Raw genomic sequence first — 20,413 nt, 5'->3', positions numbered from 1 at the left:
AATATAATGAAGCAAGCGTCCATCCAGGAGCAGCATGTTTGGGCTGCCGACCTTGGAAACGGCAAGTATCAGAATCCGATTTTGTATATCGATTACGCGGACCCGGATGTCATTCGAGTCGGAGACGATTTTTATATGATTGCTTCAAGCTTTTGCAGCTCGCAGGCATTCCGATTTTGCATTCGAACGATTTGATCAATTGGACGATCATCAACCATGTTTATGACAACCTGCCTTATGAATATTATGATACGGTCCGTCCTTCCGAGGGCGCCTGGGCGCCTAGCATTCGTTATCATTACGGAAAATTTTGGGTGTTTTTCAGCACGCCTGACCAAGGCATTTTTATGAGTACGGCGGTTGACCCGGCCGGGGTATGGTCCAAGCTGCATTTGGTCAAAGAGGTGAAGGGCTGGATCGATCCATGTCCGTTTTGGGATGAGGATGGCCAAGCTTATTTAGTGATAGCCTTTGCCAAAAGCCGCTGCGGAATTAAGAGCAAGCTGGGGCTTTGCAGGATGAAGCCCGACGGGACAGAGCTGCTCGACGATCCTGTTTTTATATTCGATGGAACCGTGAACCATCCTACGATTGAAGGGCCGAAGCTTTATAAGCGCGAGGGTTATTATTATATTTTTGCGCCTGCAGGAGGAGTGAGAACCGGTTGGCAAACCGTCCTGAGGTCGAACGACCTCTATGGTCCTTACGAGGATAAAATCGTGATGCAGCAGGGAGCAACGCCCGTTAATGGTCCGCATCAGGGCGGGTTTATCGAGCTGGAGTCCGGGGAATCCTGGTTTCTTCACTTTCAGGATAAGGGCGCATACGGACGAATCATACATTTACAGCCTATGAAATGGGTAGACGGTTGGCCTTTAATGGGCCAGAACCATAAGGGACTGGAAATCGGAGAGCCTGTCATGGAGTGGACCAAGCCCGACGTTGGTCGTACGTACCCGGTCACCGTTCCCGTAGTCAGCGATAATTTTGAGGCTCAAGCCTTGAATTTACAGTGGCAGTGGGCCGCAAATGAAAAAGCCGGCTGGTATTCTTTGGCTGCCAATTCGGGGCATCTCCGGCTTTTCGCAGTGAAGCCGCCGCACGGGCCGGAAACGCTTTTATATGATGTGCCTAATGTATTATGCCAAAAAATTTCGGCTCCCGCGTACATGGTAACGGCTAAAGTCAAGCTGGCTTTAAATCATAGTTGCGACCATGCCGGCATAGTCGTTACGGGACGCGATTATGCAAGCCTTTCATTGTCTCCGAGTCCGAATGGACGGAAGGGCTATAAAATATCCCTCCTCCTCGGCTATGAAACGGAAGGTGTCCGAAGCGAAAGAGAAGCGGCTTACGCATGGATTGATGAGCCGGATACACCGCTTTATTTAAGGATAACCATTGAAGATCATGCCCTGTGCACGTTCAGCTATAGTGTGGATCATGTACACTTTTGCCAGCTTGGAAGGAAATTCGAAGCGAAGCCCGACCATTGGGTCGGTTCGAAGATTGGATTGTTCTGCATCCATAAAGGACATGAAGCCAGCGATGGTTATGCCGACTACGATTGGGTAGAATTAGCCAAACTCTGCGATTAGCTGAACGCTTAAACAATCCAGCCCTGCGCATATTTTCCTCCAATTCGATTGATATTAGAAAAGATTAATACATTCGATTGCGCGGAGGTGGCGGAGTGAACGTAAACCATACACTAGACAATGGGATGGAAGCGGCTGAAGCAGCTAACGAGGGCCAGGCGGTATCAGATAACGATTCGGCAGCCAACCGGCTGTCCGTGATTGCCCTTGGCGGCGTGTTCGAAATTGGGAAAAATATGTACGTCGTCCAATACAATGACGATTTGATTGTCATTGACTGCGGCTCCAAGTTCCCTGACGAAAGTATGCTCGGCATTGATCTGATCGTTCCTGATATCAGCTACTTGCTGCAAAACAAGGAGAAGGTCCGGGCGCTGGTCATTACTCACGGACATGAGGACCATATTGGAGGCATCCCTTATTTTCTGAAGCAGCTGAACATCCCCGTGTATGCGACGAGGCTAACGCTCGGATTGATTGAGCTGAAGCTGAAGGAGCACCGGCTCAGAGCAACCGAGCTGCACGAAATTCATTCCACCTCCGAGCTGTCGCTGGGCCAGTTCACCCTGACCTTCTTTCGTACAAATCACAGCATCCCTGATTGCCTTGGGATCGTGCTGCATACGCCTGCGGGCCGCGTCGTTCATACCGGCGATTTCAAATTCGATTTGTCGCCCGCTAACGGCCAGTTTCCCGAAATTCACAAAATGGCCCGAATCGGCGAGAGCGGTGTGCTTGTGCTGCTCTCGGAGAGCACGAACGCTGAGCGACCGGGCTTTACCCCTTCGGAAAGCGTCGTTGGAGACAAAATCATGGAGGCGTTCCAGAAAGCGCGGAATCGCGTGTTTCTATCGACCTTCGCCTCCAATGTCAGCCGGCTGCAGCAGGTCGTGGACGCGGCCATACGTACTGATCGCAAGCTCGCTCTGCTCGGACGGAGCATGGTCAACGTCGTGAAGGTGGCGCTGGAGTACGGCTATTTGAGTATTCCGGACGGCATGCTGATAGAAGCGAAGGAGGCCGGCGAGCTCCCCAGAGAGCAGGTCGCGGTTTTGTGTACCGGCAGTCAAGGCGAGCCGATGGCGGCATTATCCCGTCTGGCGAGCGGCCGGTATCCCCATATGGAGCTGATCCCTGAGGACACGGTCATCTTCGCCTCTTCGCCGATTCCAGGCAATGAGCGCAGCGTAGCTGCGGTGCTGGACCAGCTTTATTTGCGCGGCGTGCATGTCATTCACGGCTCCGGTACGGCAACCGGGATGCATGTATCCGGTCATGGCAGCCAGGAGGAGCTGAAGCTTATGCTCACTTTGATGAAGCCTAAGTATGTGGTGCCGATCCATGGCGAATACCGGATGCTGTTTCAGCATCGGCAGCTGGCCGAATCGGTAGGCGTGGATCGGGCCAACGTGTTTATTTTACGAAACGGAGAGGTGCTGGACCTGACGCCGCAGGCGGCTAGCCAAGCTCGCAGGGTGGCGGCCGGCAACATGCTGGTAGACGGTCTCGGTATCGGGGATGTGGGCAATATCGTGCTGCGCGATCGAAGGCATTTGGCGGAGGATGGCATTCTGATCGTTGTTGTCACGTTAAGCAGCGAGGGCACGCTATTGTCCGGACCGGATATTATGACCCGCGGCTTCATCTATGCGAAGGAATCGGAAGCGCTGCTAAAGGAGCTCAGTCAGAAAATAACGGAGGATATGGCTGAGCTGCTGAACAGCGAAAACCGCAAATGGTCGGTATTCAAGCATAGCATCCGTGAAACCTGCGGCAAGTATATATTTGCCCGGCTGCGCCGAAGGCCGATGATTTTACCGATGATCATTGAGGTTTGAGGTTTGAGGTTTGAAGTTTGAGGTTTGAGCGAGTGAGGCTGCATGTGTGTTTGTTGAATGAAAAAGCGCCCTGCGCCGCATAATAGTCGGGTAATTCATCTGACAACGCAGGAGGAAGTTACATGAATCCATTTCAAGCGAACAATCAGCTATCCGCGCAGGTGGAGCAGCTCGTCCATCAGTTGATTGCCCAGACGCAGCAGGCTTCCGGGCAGTATCAGCAGCTGTTGAAGCAGGAGCAGGAAAATGCAGCATTGCTCCAGCAGCTTGTGCAGCGCGAACAGCATGCAGCCCAAACAATTCAAACGGCTCTCCAGGGCCATCAAACGGCGATCCAGCAATTGCAGCAAATTTCCGCGTTATGCCAGCAGTTGGATGCAGCCGCTCTGCAGCAAGCACCGGTCTATGCGAACGCAAATCGGCCCTTTAATAGTAACAGCTACTACTCGCAGCATTAAATGAATACAACGCAAGGCGGAGCTTCGTTTTTCAGCTCAGGGGCGCTGTAGTCCCTGGGCTTTTGCGTGTACGCCGCTGCTTGTGCGTGTGGGGCTCAAGCTCGTCTCCGGCCCCGCCCGCCATTACCCCAAATAAGCAGCCACACGTTCCCTGAGCGCTTGCGACAGCTCGATGCCCATCTCGGCATAAAAAAGGCTGCTGAATTGTTCATAGTGCCGCGTCAGCTTGTCCGGATGACCGGATAAGGCGTAGACCTCCAGCAGCAGCACGTTCATGTCCTCATCGAGCGGATAAATCGACAAGTAATCGCTCAGCCGGGCTTCCGCCCGCGCCCAAGCCTGCGCCGCCAGCTCTTGCCGGATCAGCGTGCGAGTGAGCTTCGCGTATTGCTTCGCAAAGCTTTCCTCCAGCGAGCTTTTCCATAAATAATCCTTATGCTGGAGCAGCGGGCCCCGGTACAGCGAAAAAAGCCGCTCCGTTTCCTTATCCCGCCGCAGATCGTCCGTGCTCGCAAAGTCATAACGCTCGAAAGCAAGCACATCGTACAACAAACTCCCGGTATCCAGCACATAGCCGTCATTTGTTTTCCTGATTTCCAGCGGAATGTCCTGCTCCTTGAGCATTTTTTTCAGCCGGTAAATCGTATTGTGCAGGTTGTGCAGCACCCGTTCCTCGCTCATATCCGGCCATAACAAATCCGTCAGCTGCCATTTGCTCAGGTCTCGCCCCGGATGACACAGGAAGTAAGCCAGCAGCTCCTCGGCTTTGCGTGTCGGAAACCGCACAACGGCGCCTTCCGGATTGTAAATGGCAAAGCCCCCGAAGCAATGCAGCACCGGCTTGGGCTCCGGCTCCACGGCTGCCTCTGAACGAAACCATTTCGCCAATCGTTCCTTGACCCGCTCGATGGCCGCAGGCGTCACCGGCTTGAGAATGTAATCAAGCGCATGCACCTCGAACGCTTCCAGCGAATAATGTTTGTACGCCGTTGTAAACACAATCTGGGTATGCTCGGATAGCCGGTTCAGCTGCTTGGCCAGCTCGATTCCGTTGAGCTTCGGCATTTCGACATCCAGGAAGGCAACATCGGGCTTGAGCTCAGCCAGACGGGACAGCGCTTCAAGCGGGTTGGTGAAGGTCGCGGCAATCGTAAAGTGCGGATTGCGGCCGATGATGACCTTCATCAGCTCCAGGGTTGGCTTTTCGTCTTCCACGATGATGGCGTTAAACAGGTTAATCCCTCCTTCTCCAGGCTGTCCATTCCAGCGCAAGCGGAATTTGCATCGTGACCCGCGTGCCTTGGCCGGGCTCGGAGCTGATGCTCCAGGACGCCCCGTGAATGGATTCGAGCCGTTTGCGGATATTGGTTACCCCGATCCCGCCGCTGCGTCCATCCCCCTTGGCCAGCTGATGCAGCAGCTCGGCTGACATCCCGATGCCGTCATCCTCGATGATGATCTCCATACAGCCGTTCTTCTCCTGAATGGCAAGCGAGACGCTGCCGAACCCTTCCTTTTCGAACAGCCCGTGCCGGATTGCATTTTCCACAAGCGGCTGGATGGACAGGGACGGGATGTTCCGGTGGTATAAATTCTCATCCACGCGGCGATGCAGCTCGAAGCGGTTGCCGAAGCGGGCTTTCTCAATTTCGACGTACACATGAATCAGCTCCAGCTCCTGGTACAAGGGCACGAACAGCCGAGAGCGGTCCAGCTCCAAAATGTAACGCAAGTAATGACTGAGCATCGACAAAAGATGGGCGGCCCGCTCCCCGTCGGTGTAACAAAAGGAAATGACGCTGCTGAGCGCATTGTACAGAAAGTGCGGCTTGATCTGAGCATGGTCGAGCTGATGGGAGAGCAGATCCGTTTTCGTATACGCATTGGAAAAATGCACAACAAGCAGCATATTCATGAACGTGATAAAGCAGATGACGCCAAATTTGCCTAACAGATCGGTGGGCACGGCATTTTCCGCATACAGCGCGCCGTTCACCATGAAGATCATGAGGGAAAAGCTGCCGCCAATGAACAGCATCAGCTCCTGACGGGCGGACGGCTCGCTTTGACTCTGAAGGTACAAATAAACCATGCGCCCGATAATAAACAGGATCACAAGTCCCATGTAGGAGACAAACACATACTTCGCCATAATATGAACCTGGTAGGGCAGCAGCAGAACAGCCGCGATGTAAGCAACAAGGGGGGCCAGCATCGCCATCAGCTTGCGGGATGACATAAGCCGCCGATCCACGGTGTAGAAAAATAAAATAATGACGATTGCACTGACAAATTCGCTCAAATCCAGCAGCTTGTACGCCAGCTCGAAGGGAAAGTCGGGCAGCGCCCTTTGAAAAATTTTCTCGCCGTACAGCGAATGCTCCAGCAGCAAAAACAGCATATACAGCCCGCTCAGCAAGTAGGTGCGCTCTCTCCGGCCGACAAAATAAAAGCCGACATGATACGCGCCGAACATGCCCAGGATGAGGATCGTGCCGATATCCGAGCCAAGCTGGATGCCGTTCAGCTCCGTGATGGCCTGATGGGAGCCGAGCTGGATGGAGTTTACGATGCCCCCCGTCACAAACACAAAATTCGACACCTGGAGAATCAACTCAATTTCCGGACCGTCGGCCTTGAAAAAGGTCGTATACGGCGTATTGCCGGGCTCATAGCCTGCGGTGCTGCTGACGGCCGGTACGCCGCTTGCGCCCTCCAGCTTCCCATTAACGAACAGCTGATGGGACATGCGGATACTTCTGACTTTAATCCCAAGCACCTCGTCCTGCTCCTGAACAAGCACCTTTAACCGGTACGTCCCGAAGCCTTTCCGGCTCATGCCGCCCTCTCCCGTCTTTCCTTTCCATGTGCCGGGCACAGCCAGATAAGAAGCAGCGGCATGGGAGCCCCCTTCCTGAAAATCAGCAGGCTCCAGCAGCTCTCCCTCGTAAAACTCCCAGTCTCCGTCCAGGCGAACAAAGCCGTCCTGATGAAAATTCCAGTTCGTTAAGTCAAGCATGCCCCGCTGCGCGGACGGATTGTCGGGATTCGGGATCGTACGGGAATAAACCGCGAAGAACAACATAAGCGTAAGCGAAAAAATCAAACCAATTCCGATGCTGCGGCGGTATGGCAATCTGATCAATCTCCTTGCTCCATTCCTTGGGCACGACGGCTCCACGTTGATTTTAACATGAATGGTTCAATTTCGCTCCAGTCTCTTTCCGAAGCCGGGGCAGGCTCGTTCGACACAGAGCGCTCGGCGTTTGTGAGAATTTTGAGAGAACGCTCCTATATAATCTAGGTATTCTAAGTAAGCTCTGCGACCAAAGTCGCAAATGGAGCTGTCGAAATGAGACGAACGGGCAGGAGGCTGCCATTGCGTTGACATCGGATCGAAAGGGGACTAGAGCATGAAGAAAAGCGGTAACCGGGCAAGGAAAGCGGCCAGGCTGACGGCTGCGATGCTGCTGCTTGCTCCACTGCTGCCAAGTGTAGCGCCGAAGCCGGTCCAGGCGGCTGGCGAGTACGAAAGTCGATTTGCCTACATAGCGAAAATCATGAATGGCAGCAATCTGAACACCTCCTGGGGCGGCGACGCGGACTACGCTTCCGGTCTGTCCAGCTACAATATGTGGCCGGTTTTTTACAGTCAGGAACAGGAGCCGTCCAAGTATCCGGGCATCTGGGGGAAGTCCGACGACGACTACGCCGACGGCTCCGGCGTCAACATCGTAAACGGCCACTTCTGGGCGGTCATTCAGGTAAACAAGATTCCGGCGCTCAAAGCGCTGGCCGAGGGCGGGAACGCGCAGTACCGGGTGAAGGCCCACCTGAACTCGACCACGAGCAACGGCGCTTATATATGGGCCTACGCGAGCAAAGGGTATGACTATACGGAATTTGATTATAACGAACAATACAGCTCCAACTACAATAGCGCCACCTCCAGATTCGAGGGGGTTTCCCGCTCGACAGACCCCGACAAAACGGTGGACTCGGGCTGGAAATCATTCGGCGTGGACGATTATATCGTCATCCAGACGGAAACGCACGGAGCCGGTACGGCGGTGGAGAATATTGTGCTAAGCTTCGCCGACTTCGTAGCGCCCAAGGTCAGCAACTACACGTTTACCTCGGACGGTACGGAACGGGAAAACTTGGCCGGGCAGGCACAGCTGTTCTTGAAGAAGAACGAGTCGCTGAATTTGCAGTACAATTTCAGCGAGCCGGTCCGGGCGAGCGCGCCGATCCCGCAAGCCTTCGACAAGCATCTGCTGTACACGGTGCCAGACGGCAACGGGCTGCCGACAGACAACCAGCCGCAGGGCATGAGCTTGCCGGAGGACTTCTTCAACAAATCAATCAAGGATAATCCCGCAGATATAGCCAGCTTCAAGTATGTGAAGAACTTGCCTTATACCTATACCGCCTCGGATTACCACCACACGGGCAATAACCCGATCGGAAACGGCGGGGAGCTGGCCACGAACATCCAAAATGTGCTGTACAGCATGCAGGGGCGGCTGGAGGCGGCCAGCTTCCACGATGCAGCCGGAAACCCGCTGTCAACCGACGATTATATGAAGGCCAGTCCGGCTAGCCTGCCGCTGCTGCGCAACCGGACTGTCAATCCGTTCGATTACGATCAAGGGGGCTACCGGGTTATTGTCGATGCCGTGCCGCCTCAGTATACGTTGACCGGAAACGGCATCACGCCGGAAATTCCGACCGGGCTGACGTTAAATGAAGGGGACGAGATCGAATTCACCGTGCAGCTGACCGAGGACACGATCGTTAAGGACGGCTTGTCGAACGAAGGCTTGTACTTACTGCTGAATAACGGCATGAGGGCGAAGTATGACTCCCAGCAAAATACCGGACCGAACACGAAGGTATGGAAGTTTAAAGCGAAAGTTCCGGCCGGAGCCGCTGCGAATACGCCGCTGCTCAAGGTGCTTGCGCTGACCCATGAGTCGAAGGGAACGGATACGGGCGTTATTCAGGACTATTCGGGCAATCTGCTGATGGATGAAGCCAATAAAGACCGGACAGCGCCGACTCCGCCTCCAGGCTCGCCGCCGGGCACGCGGCCTGACCCGTCCACGGGCATCCCCTACACGAAAATTGACTGGTCGCTCCTGACGATCGACAACACGCTGCCTGAGATCAGCTTCCGGTATACGCCAAGCGGCGTCAACGACACGGTATACGGGAAATCCGGGAGCGTAGTCATTGACGCCAATGACCCGGAACTCAAGGTGCCTGAGCTTGATCCCGACCAGCAATTTCCGTCGCGGCCGAGCAAAGGCATCTACCGTCCGTTGAATATGACCGGCGTGACGCCGGATAAGGCGCCGGATGTCGGCCTGGTGTATTATACGTGGAGCCAAAGCCCGGTGGACCCGTTTGAAGGGAAGCAGGACGACCACTTCGCGGCCATCAAGCGTTATTCGCTGGCGGCGAAGCAGCCGGGAGACGGTCTGTATCCGGGCAACGAGGTCACGCTGCAGGTAAAGGACAACAAAACGGCGATCGATCCTCCGGCCGATGCGTTGAAGGCAGAAAATAGCGGCGCCTGGTATTTGCATACGTGGACGGCGGATATGACGTGGGATTCAGCCCGCGAGCTGATGCAATACAAGAAAATGCAGACGTTCAGAGAGACCAATGCGGCGACCTTCGAGCAATGGGTGAACGAATACAAGAGCAGCCATGCCGGAGCGTCCGATGACGATGCGATAAAGTATGCGAAAAGCAAAGGGTTGACAGAGGTCGGCAATTATAAGGACTGGCCGCTCGACGATTTCCGGCAGGACGACTCCAACTGGGTATATGCGCGGGCAACGCTGCTGCTGGACAACCAGAAGCCGACGATCAGCTTCGGTACGATTGGCGGAGACCGCACGGCAGAGGTGAAGGTGCAGGTCGACATTACCGATGCGCACAGCGGCTCAGGCGTCGAGCAATTCCAGTGGGTCAAGCAGGGCAATGAGCCGCAGGATATTGACTGGCAGCCAGTGCCGGAGAGTAGCGAGCTCACGACCTTCAATCACGTGCAGGAGGACGGCGTATACGAGCTGGCGGTCAAGGCCGTGGACAAGGCGGGCAATGCGGCCATGGAGAAAATGGGCACTCCGGTCACGGTTGATTCCTCAGTTCGGGTGACGACCGCCTTCCATCCGGATACGGACGGCAGCTACACGCGCAGCCCGGACGTCTATTTCTCGGTTAACGGCATTTCCGCCCAGAGCGTCCGCTATGCGATTACGAGCACGAACGCGGCTCCGGCCGACTATCCGTCCGTCTCGGATGCGGTGTACGGGTCCGTCTACGGCACCGTGAGCGGAGCGGTGTACAGCATCCCGGCCAATACCGGCATCAACGGGCCGTACGTTGTCCATGTCAAGGTCAAGGAAGCGGATAAAGAGCGTTACTATACGTACTCCAAGACGTATCGCGTGGACAATGCGGCTCCGGAGATGCTGTTCAGCAAAAACGGCGTTTCCTATCCGCTGGAGGAGCATCGGGTGACGGTCACGGTTAATGACCGATTGAGCGGTGTGACGCGCAAGCAATATCAATGGGCGCTCGCCGGCGCGCCGGCCCCTGACAAGGCTGCGGCCGGATGGCAGCAGCTCCCGGAGGACGGGGCGCTGACGATTGATTCATCGGGCCTGCAGCCGGGCCAGTTCGCCGATTATGTGCTGTACGTGCTGGGCGAGGATGCCGCAGGCAACAGCGCTGTGGCGCACACCGGCGCATTCAAGGTAACCCGAAAGGCGGACGCCGAGGCGCCTGCCGCAGCTGCTTCCGACTTGCTTCAGCTTTATAAAAGCGTAGGTGAAGGGTATACGGCTGTGATGCGGCTGAACCTGGACAGCTCCAATAAGGAAGGCTACCGCTACGCGCTATCGACCGACGGCGGAAGCTCCTGGGGCAGATGGCTGCCGTACGCCAATTTTATTGAAATTGAAGGCTTGCCAAGCAGCAGCCCGCAGCAGTCGAGCATCAAGGCCAAGTTCAGATCGCCCGGCGGTCTGGAGAGCGCCGCTGTCGGGGTGAACACAACGTCCTTGTCGCCGAACGAGCCGCTGTACGGCCTTGCGGTACACAATACGCTGCAGCCGGTCAAGTCAGCAGGCTTTTCCCTGGAGCTGAAGCTGCCCGCAGGCATCCGAGCCGTTCCTGTGCCGGGAGGCAATCCGGTTGAGCCTGTGCGGATCAAGGGCAACACCTATACCGTAACGCAAAATGGCCTTTATTCCTTCAACCTGACCGATCTGACGGACAGCACCCGGAAGGATGTCCTGCAGGTGGTGGTGGACAATCTGGATGACGTGGCCCCGCAGGGCAGCGTCGATTACTCCGTCACGACCACCACGAGCGGGAATGTGCTCGCCAAGCTGGAGACCTCCGAGCCGGTGAGAATCTTGAACAATGATGGAAGAACAACCTATACCTTTACCGAGAACGGCAGCTTTACCTTCCTGATGGAGGATGAGGCAGGCAATCCGGCTTCCGTGACAGCGGCAGTCTACAATATTGACCGGACGCCGCCGGAGGCGAAAATTGTACGCTCCTACGCGTATGGGGAAAACGGAAGCCAGACCTTCAAAACGATCCGGGATAACGGCGGACAAGTGGTGCTGGCCCAAGGCGTCGTGCTGCAGGTCGAGAAGCCGAACCCGCAGGCCAAGGATTTCGAGCTTGTCCGGGGAACAAACGGCACTGTGCTGCAGCAGAACGGCAGCGTGCAGTTTACGATCGTGGATGCCGCAGGCAACACGGCGACGCTGAAGGAGGACATCTCTGACATCATCTCGTTCCTGCCTGACCCTGACAGCATCGTCTATACGTTTGTCGATGAGGCGGGCAATCCGCTGCCCGAGGAGCAGATCAAGGTGATCGACGGCGTCAAGGTAGCCAAGGGGCGGATGCAGGTGACCGTGTCCGGACGCGTGCAGGCGCCGAACCAGGTATTCGCCGGTACGGCTGCGGCCAGCGACGGAAACGGAGGCTATACCAATCTGGTCAGCCATGCCGACGGGAGCTACAGCTATTCCAAAATTTACGGGGCGAACGGTCAGACGCGCCTGGCGCTCAGTGATTTGCTGGGCAATGTGAACAAGCTGCAAATTACGGTGGAAGGGCTCGATAATACGGCTCCGGCGCTTACGCTGAACCAGCCGGTTATGGTGGTCGAGCGGGACACGCCAGGCTTCAATCCGCTGACAGACCTGGGAGGCTTCACAGTCAGCGATGATCGGTCGAAGCCGGACAACATGAAAGTCGAGCTGACTGGCTTCGATTTGTCCAAGGCAGGCACGCAGCAGGTCACGTATACGGCCACGGATGAGGCTGGCAATACGTCCACGGCGGAGCAGACGGTGCATGTGCTGCCGGGCGACGGCCTGATGATTTTGGGCAACGGCCAGCTGGTGTCCGCCGCCCAAGCGAAGCAGGCGCTGTTCGACACAAACGTCATCACGTTCCAAATTTCCAGATACAATCTGATGCAGGTTGGCGGTGAGACGCGGACGAACGAGTGGGGCAGCTACGATGTGCTGTACCAAAGCGGGCTGTACCGCGAGGGCCAGATGAAAACGATCGCCCAAGGGCTGTCGCTGGCGGAGCTGCTGAACAAGTCCTTCACGGTCGAATTCCCGGAAGCGGGCTGGTACACGCTGATCGTCAGGACGCAGGAGAGAGAACGGGAGTTTACGACATTTTTTGTATCGAAGATGGCCCGGTAGGGCGTGTCTGAAACCGCTGAAGGCGGTAAAAGATACACTTCAGCGAGTTTTGAGATACACCCTAATCCCAGAGGGGCTGAGGAGGCGAGAACGACTGTATGAAAAGCTTGAAAAAAAGGCTTGTCGCCGTGCTGATCCATACGCTGCTTGTATCGTTGCTGATGACGATGCTGCCGGTGGCTGCGCTGGCCGAGGAGCTGCAGCAGGCCGGGGTCACGGAAATTTCCAATGATTTTATCAAGGTGACGGTGGACAATACGTCCGGGCGCTTTGGTATTCGAACGGTAGAAGGACAGCCGATCCGCAAAAAGGATCAGTCCGTCGATCTGCTGTATGGCGGGGATGATCCGCAGACGTCCTTCACGACGTTCCGGATTGACGGCACCGATTATATTTTCGGCAATCCGTACAAATTCGGGGTGGACTTCTTCTCGGAGGTAACGAAGCCGCAGATCGTGATGAACACCGACGGCACGAAGCAGCTGGAGACGGTGTGGACGATCAAGGGCATTCACATCAAGCAAATTTTGAAGCTGTACACGAATGCGGGAGACAAGGTTAATTCCGGCAACGTCAATGTGCGCTACGAGGTGCTGAACAATACCGGAGCCGAGGTGCAGGTCGGCACCCGGATGCTGCTCGATACGATGGTCGGCGGCAATGACGGTCCGGCCTTCCAGATCGGCACGACGTACAAATCGCCGCTTACGGTGGAGCGCAAGCTGACGCATAATCCCGAAAACGACCCGACGATCACGGAAAGGGAGCGGCCGCTGTACAAGCTCCCTCCTTACTGGGTGATGCGGGACAATTTCGACCTGAGCAATCCGCAGGCGACGAATGTCGTCGCCTACGGGCTGAACAACTTCTCGGAGGCCAATGTCAACCTTGTCGATGAGATGATCGTCGGCCACTGGAATCGGCTGGCCAATACGAAGTGGGATTACACGGTGAATCCGAACCTGGACTTTACCCGGGACACCAATGACTACGGCTCCGCCGATTCGGCGGTTGCCTTCTACTGGAACCCGAAACCGATTGTGACGGGTGCGGTGAAAACCTTTGAAACCGTCTATGGGCTGGGAGAAATCATTGAGCCTGACAAAGTATTTTCCATCCGCTACATGGATACCGTCGAGCAGCTGGCGACGAAGGAGGACGGCAGCGCTTATCAGGACGAGGGCATCTTCAACATTATTGCCGAAGTGGAAAATTTGCAGCTGTACCAGATGGAGCATTCCAGCATTGATCTGGAGCTGACGCTGGAGGGCGGGCTTGATTTCGTGCAGCTGGACGAGCGGGGGAACATTGTCCGGGATGCCAACGGGCAAGCGCTGACGACTCCGTATCGGTCAACCGGCTTGACGCTGCGCAAGGAGGCGACGCCGGAGGAGGCAAGCCAGGGCATTCAGCCGAAGTACAAGCCGGGGGACTCGGTGTCGGTGTCCTTCAAAGTGAAGGCGAAGGGCCGACCATGGCCATCCGTGAAGGAGTATATGCTAACGGCGAAAAGTCCCGAAACGAGCCGGAAGCTGGAGGAGATCGCCGACGAGGGGATCAAGGCCGAATATACGTCGTCCAAGGGCGGATTTATTTTCCTGCCGCCGATCGGTCAGGCTACGCCGACTTATGTGTATGCGATGTCGCCCGAAGAGGCGTATCGCAAGGATGAGAAGTACATCACGCTCAACTTGTCCAATGTGGAAGCTTACAATGTAGGCAGCGAGCTGGTTGCGCCGAATTTCGATCTGTTCCTGAAGGATAAGGTGACGGGCAACCGCTACAAGGTGCCGGTCAAGGAATCGGTGCTGATCCAGCCGACGGACGAGGGCCTGACGGGCGACATGCGGATTACGTACCGCAATGGCGATCTGGTCGATGACCACGGCAATGTGCTGAAGGCCAATCTGGGACCGGAGCTGCCGCTCGGTCAATACCAGGTGCAGCTTGATTACAAGGGCGGAACAGGCATGGATGACGAACTGGCCTCCATGTACGATATCACGACTCCGCAAGCGTTCCTGGTGACAGATAACGAGAAGGCGCGAATCCGCGAGGCGAAAATTTTGACGGTAACCCGATCAACGCTGGATCTGCGGGTGAACGCGATAAGTGAAGCCATCAATCCGGGGGCCAAGCTGACTGAGGTTAATCGGGCCTACCCCGGCTATAACGTGGCCAATATCGGCCAGCTGGCTGCGGACGTGACGAAGTTTGCCGCGTTTAAAACCTCGCTGGTTGGCGCCAGTAAAGCAATTGATCCGAAATTCGACGAACGCGGACTGGTTGATTTCCAGAACGTGGACGCCTATCGGATCGAAACGTTTCAAAGCGAAGAGGAGCTGAAGCGCAGCAAGGCCGGCGGGGACGAGATGCTAGTCGAAATTCGCGGCATGATCAAGCAGATCGGCAGCGGGGACAAGGCGGAATATGTCGTCGATACGAAAACCGAGCCTGCGATTATTAATAAAACGATCTCGTATCAGGGCAAAGACATCGTGTTTGTCAAGGGCCAGCTTGAGGCGTTTGGCATGAGCAGCAGCCTGCCATTTATGAGCACGTTGTTTGTGAAAGGGGAAGGGAAGCTCAAAATTCGCAATAGCGGCTTCCTGTTCTATGACGGCGAGTGGACGCTGGACTTCTTCAACAGCTTCAAGAAAACGCTCAGACTGAGCAAGGAGGAGCAGGACGCGAAGGACCAGAAGGCCAGACAGAAGCTTGCGGAGGAGAAAGCGAAGCAGGCGGAGGAAAATCCTGAGGACAGCACGCTGAACGGCGCGTTGAAGTGGGCGTCGGGCGCAGCCCGCGAGCGGATGAATCCGCTGCGGCAAATCGTACTGGATAAGGTGTACTTCAATAAAACGAGCATGTATGCAACACCGGGCTTCTCGATTAGCGGCCTGTCTCTGGCGCTCAGCGACTTTCTGCTGCGGGAGGACGGCGCATCCTTCGCGGGCAAGCTGAACCTCAAGGTGCTGGAGCCGGAGGTCAAGGATGTGCTGTTTAACGATAAAGGCTTTGTCGGCGTGGATACGTCGCTGAAGTTTAATCTGGAGAAGGACATGGGCCTGCTCAAGGCGCAAAATACGGAGACAACCGGTCCCGACGGCAAGAAAAAGGTAAACAAGGGGCAGGGCAAGCTGGGCGACGTAGCCGGTGAGATGTATGTCACGCATTACGTCCAGCAGATACCGGGTATACCGAATAAATACGGCATCAAGTTTAACGCCGAGCTGAAAAGCATCGCGACGATTGACGCCGAGATCGGGTTCAAGCAGGTTGCGGACGGCCGAGTGCTGCCCGACGTTGTCGCATTTGGCGCGAAGGACATGGACCCCGGCATCCTGATTACCGGCGCGACCTACTTGACCGGCGTACGGGGAGCAATCCGCGAGCTGGCGGACACGATCGCCGGAGGCGAGGGCGTGCCGCTTACCGTGCAGGCGGGCGTCGATGTGAAGTTCGGAATGGCGCCGGCAACCTTCTACGGCTCGATTGATCTGATGCTGCGCGCATCGGGCATCAAGCTGGAAGGCAAGCTGGATTATGCGTCAAGCCCAACCTCCAAGCGGGTCGAGATGCTGACGAAGGCGGTCATTGAGGCGCAATGGATGACCCCGTGGTTTGTCCGGGCCGAGGCGGAGCTGGATGTATTCGGCTGGAATGTCATTATCGGCAACGCCAGTATTTTCATCGGACAGGATCTGGAAAAAAACCGGATTTCGTTCGACGGCTTCGTCGGCGCAAAGGTGCAAATTCCGTCCAAGGTACCGATTGTGGGCGGCATTCCCGTCGGCAGTGTCTTCATGCAGTTGAACAATGATCTGATCAAGGGCGGCGTCGGCATCGGGATCGGCTTCCTGATGATTCAGGTAGGCATCACCTACTACTGGAGCGGCGATCTGGAGTTCGGCACCTCGGGCGAGGGCTTGCCGGAGGGCCTCGCTTATGTCCAGTTGCAGGATCAGGAGGGCCGGCCGAAGCTGATTGTGTTCGGGGAAGGAATTGAGCCTGTCGCCACCTCCTGGGCGTCCACCGAAAATCAGCTGCACGAGATTCAGTATCGCAGCGCGGGCGACGGCGTCAGCATCCTGGACAATGGCTCCATGGATGTCGGCATCGGGGGCATTACCGTTTCGGGCGGCGGTAAAAAGCATGTTCTGCCGATGGGCAGCGTAACCGGGAACGGCCTGGTGGAGGTCGAGTATTTCGGAGCGGCAGCGCCTGAGCTGACGTTGCAGGATAACACGCGCGGCAAGTCATATCCGGTTGTGTTCTACCAGGCCGGGGCGACGGCCGCAGCAGGAACGGTGGAGGAGAAAGGGCATCTTCCCGCATATACCCAGCTGATTCCCGGCTCGGCGGAGGAAGGCACGACAGATCGGAAGAAAGCGTATATCGCCGTTCCGAAAGAAGTGATCAAGGGCGGCGACTGGACGCTGTATGCCAGCCAATCGGTGCAATCGAAGCTGCTTAACCTGCCGCTTCCTTCAACGCTGGAGCAGGTGAAGCTGACGCCGGACAGCTCCGATCCGAAGCTGTTTACCGCCTCGTGGACCGCCAGCAATGTGAAGAGCGGGGATACGGTCAATCTGTATTTGACCAAGGATGCGGTGACGGCTGCCCAGGACACGGTGACCGATAGCAACGGCCAGACGGTGAGCGTGCCGAAGATCGGAGACAGCGGGCTGCCTATTGCCAAGGATGTGCCGGTCGGAGCCAATGGCGTCGGCAGCATGACGATTGATGCCAGTCAGGTACGGCTCCTTGGCGATGTGCAGGACATTCGCGGCTTGCTCAAGCAGGGAGATTATTACTTGCGGGCCGAGCTGAGCTCGGTATCCAATTACTCGACGAAAACGTCGGCGGACAAGTTCCGGATCAGCGATCCGCTGGCGCCCGAGTCGGTCAGTCAGGTGAACCTTGTGCCTGTCGGCAATGGCTACTTCGAATTGTCCTTCAAGCCGGGGCAGGACAAGCCGGAGCAAGCGGATCAGCCGCGCAGCTACCTGATTGAGGCGCTGCAGGAAGCGGACGGAGGCGAGCTGGAGCCGTATCCGCACTTTGGAACACTCACGCTGGAAGGCGAGGAGCTGCAGCGTCATTGGAATGAAGCTGCCGGTCAATACGAGCACATTCGTCTCGGCGGCTGGGCGGCCGTCTCGACGTCCGATGAGCTGAGCGCGGCCAGCGTGCCGGAGCAGCATACGGGCTTGCAAGCCGGTAGCTCGTATATCGTGGGCGTGACAGCCGCTGTGAAGCCGCCGAAGAGCGCCGATAAAAATGAAAACTGGCATGATGCGGACCGGATTGATTCGGTTAACACGCTGCTGCCTGTGCCGCAGAAGCCAAAGCTGACGTCGCTGAGCGGTACGATGGGGGCCGAAGGGAAATCAATCACACTGTTGACCGGGAGCACGGCGCAAAGCATCAGGCTGGCGGCCGATCAGCCGAATGTTGAAGTGGAGGCTCTCTATATGGAGCAGCCGGTCGCCCGAGCCGAGCTGACGAACAGTGGCAGCGACAGCGCGGGTGAGCTGAACCTGAGCAGCTTCACGACAGACGGCACCTACGGCATCGAGCTAAGGACGCGCAACAAGCAAACGGGCGACTTCTCCGTGACGATGCTGTATCTAACGGTCGATACGACCGCTCCGGTGCTGTATGTCGATACGCCGAAAACAGGTGACCGTACCGTAAACGGCGGCATTGCCGTCGCAGGCACAACAAGCAGCGACGCGGTGCTCACGGTGAATGGCACGCCGATCCCGGTGGAGCCAAACGGCGCATTTGCAGGCACAGTCCCTGTCTCCGGCGAGACGGGCAGCGTGAAGCTGGACATCGTCGCCGTCGATGGCGTCGGCAACCGCAACGAGACTGTGATCGACGTGACCAATGACGGCTTCCAGGTACCGGTTGCGCTCGTATTGCGCAGACCGGCGGATCTGAAGCTGGGCGACAGCGCGCAGGTTGAGGCGCTGCTGCGATATCCGAACGGGAAGGACGCCAAGGGCAAGGTCGGCTATAAAGAGGTGCCTGTGCCTAAGGAACAGCTCGACAGGCTGAGCTTCTCCAGCTATCGGGGAACCTCGGTTCTCGTTGATGAAAATGGGGCGCTGGCAGCGTTAAGGGCCGGCTCCAGCATCGTGAGCGCCAGCTACCGGGTGTCCCCGGATATCGCGCTCAGCTCCATGACGGTTGTGAAGGTCACCGAGCAGCTGGAAGCTCTGACTGCCGCATCGCAGCAGATCGCCAGCACGGCTGGCCGGACGCGGATCAGTGTCGGCGGCGCCGGGCATATGGATGGCGCGGAGCTGGTGTACAAGCTCGGCGTCGAGCAGCCTAAGCTGCATGATGACTTGTCGCACTGGTCGCCGCTGCCGGCCAATCTGGAGATTGCGGCTGCGGACGGAGAGTCGATCGTCATCGCCAAGCGAAGCGCGGACGACCGGCTGGCATTGGGGACGAGTCCAAAAATCGTCGCCCAGGTGTGGAAGCCGACCGCCCCGGCAGGCGGCGGTGTGCTTGGAGGCGGAGGAGCCCCTGCGCCTGCCAAGGGAACGGCCAGCCTGTCCGTGAACGGCAAGCAGGCGACCGGAGAGCTGGTGAACGGCGTGCTCACGGCTTCCGTATCCGGGAAGGAGCTGGGTGCGGAGGAGCTGCGGATTGCAGCGACGGATGCTGCCGCGCATACCTTTGTGTTCAAGCTGGACCGCGATGTGCGTGAAAGTCAAGCGATCCGGGTGGAGACGCCGCTCGCCTCGGTCCGGCTGAATGCCGGTGCTTTCCGGCAGGGTGCTGACGGCGCTCAGGTGACGATTGCCCGCAGCAGCGCGTCTGCGGCGCAAAGCTTGAGCGAGTTGGCCGACGGGATGAAGGCAAGGCTGCTGGGACAAGGTATTGACTTCCAGCTTCCAGCCAAGGACGACCGCACGGCTGCCGTGAGCATTCCGGTTCCGGCTTCGATCGCAGCGGGCGACATTACCGCGGTGATTTTGCGAGATGCGGACGGCAGCTGGACGACGATCCCTTGGAGGCTTGAAGTGTCCGGGGATAAAACGGTAGTGAATGCCAGCCTGACCGGCAACGGCAGTGTGGCGTTTATCAGCAGCCGGACGGCCTTCACGGATGTGGACGATGCGTTCTGGGGCAAGGCCAGCATTGATGAAGCGGCAGCCAAGCTGTTTGTCGTCGGCCGGGAGGAAGGCGTGTTTGCTCCGAGCAGCCAGGTTACCCGAGCCGAATTTGCAACGGTGCTGCTTCGTGTGGCAGGGCTGATGAACAAAAACGCCTCCGCCGAGTTCAGTGACGTCGGACAGCAGGACTGGTTCAGACGGAGCGCGGCAATCGCAGCGGAGAAAGGCATCGTGAACGGGTACGAGGATCAATCGTTCAAGCCGCAGCAAGAGGTAAACCGGCTGCAGGCGATGGTGATGGCGGGCCGATTGCTGGCCTATGCCGGAGCTGCAGACAGCATCACCGATGAAGAGGCGCTGGACATCCTGCGGCCGTTTGCCGACGGGGCCGCCGTTCCCGATTGGGCGGTCAGAGACGCGGCTCTCGGCATCAAGTATGGCATTATTCAGGGAACGGACGCCGGTCTGGACGGTTCGGGCGTACTAACCCGCGCGCAAGCAGCGGCTATGGCGATGCGGCTCGATCAGCGGCTTGCGTCAAGATAATACACACAGCTCTGTTCAGCTCCAGTCTGCGGCATGCGCCAATCGCCGCCAGGCTGGAGCTGGTACGATGAGTGGGGAGGA

8 protein-coding genes are annotated in these 20,413 nt (G+C 57.0%); 6 read left to right on the top strand and 2 right to left on the bottom strand.

Annotation, left to right across the window (positions count from 1 at the left end; genetic code table 11):
* Window positions 1-6: 6 nt before the first annotated feature.
* From AC6ROY_RS07565 to AC6ROY_RS07550, 4 genes are all read left to right on the top strand, one after another.
* The gene (locus tag AC6ROY_RS07565; protein ID WP_500099587.1) at window positions 7-195 is read left to right on the top strand and encodes a hypothetical protein; all 189 of its coding nucleotides are present in this window, start codon (window positions 7-9) and stop codon (window positions 193-195) included.
* On the top strand, window positions 177-1,598 hold the full coding sequence (locus AC6ROY_RS07560; protein ID WP_500099585.1) for a glycoside hydrolase family 43 protein: 1,422 nt from the start codon (window positions 177-179) through the stop codon (window positions 1,596-1,598). Before AC6ROY_RS07565 ends, AC6ROY_RS07560 begins: the two co-directional genes overlap by 19 nt.
* 125 nt (window positions 1,599-1,723) lie before the next feature.
* Window positions 1,724-3,436, top strand: a complete 1,713-nt coding sequence (locus AC6ROY_RS07555; protein WP_500099600.1) for a ribonuclease J — start codon at window positions 1,724-1,726, stop codon at window positions 3,434-3,436.
* Between the two features lie 122 nt (window positions 3,437-3,558).
* Entirely contained in the window at window positions 3,559-3,894 is a 336-nt protein-coding gene (locus AC6ROY_RS07550) for a hypothetical protein (protein WP_500099583.1), read from the top strand.
* Between the two features lie 123 nt (window positions 3,895-4,017).
* On the opposite strand, the gene AC6ROY_RS07545 is transcribed toward AC6ROY_RS07550, so the two are convergent.
* Window positions 4,018-5,166, bottom strand: coding sequence for a response regulator (locus AC6ROY_RS07545; protein WP_500099582.1), 1,149 nt, complete (start codon window positions 5,164-5,166; stop codon window positions 4,018-4,020).
* The gene (locus tag AC6ROY_RS07540) at window positions 5,129-7,039 is read right to left on the bottom strand and encodes a sensor histidine kinase (protein ID WP_500099581.1); all 1,911 of its coding nucleotides are present in this window, start codon (window positions 7,037-7,039) and stop codon (window positions 5,129-5,131) included. Before AC6ROY_RS07540 ends, AC6ROY_RS07545 begins: the two co-directional genes overlap by 38 nt.
* Before the next feature lie 268 nt (window positions 7,040-7,307).
* On the opposite strand from AC6ROY_RS07540, the gene AC6ROY_RS07535 reads away from it, so the two are divergent.
* Both AC6ROY_RS07535 and AC6ROY_RS07530 read left to right on the top strand, forming a co-directional pair.
* Entirely contained in the window at window positions 7,308-12,650 is a 5,343-nt protein-coding gene (locus AC6ROY_RS07535; RefSeq protein WP_500099580.1) for a hypothetical protein, read from the top strand.
* Window positions 12,651-12,748: 98 nt separating this feature from the next.
* Window positions 12,749-20,332 carry an S-layer homology domain-containing protein gene (locus tag AC6ROY_RS07530; protein WP_500099579.1) on the top strand — a complete coding sequence of 2,528 codons (7,584 nt, stop codon included), beginning with the start codon at window positions 12,749-12,751 and terminating at the stop codon, window positions 20,330-20,332.
* Window positions 20,333-20,413 lie beyond the last annotated feature (81 nt).

This window comes from Paenibacillus sp. sg306046, from assembly GCF_059821225.1.
The sequence above is the reverse complement of the archived record's forward strand: the minus strand, read 5'-3'. Positions and strand labels throughout refer to the sequence as shown.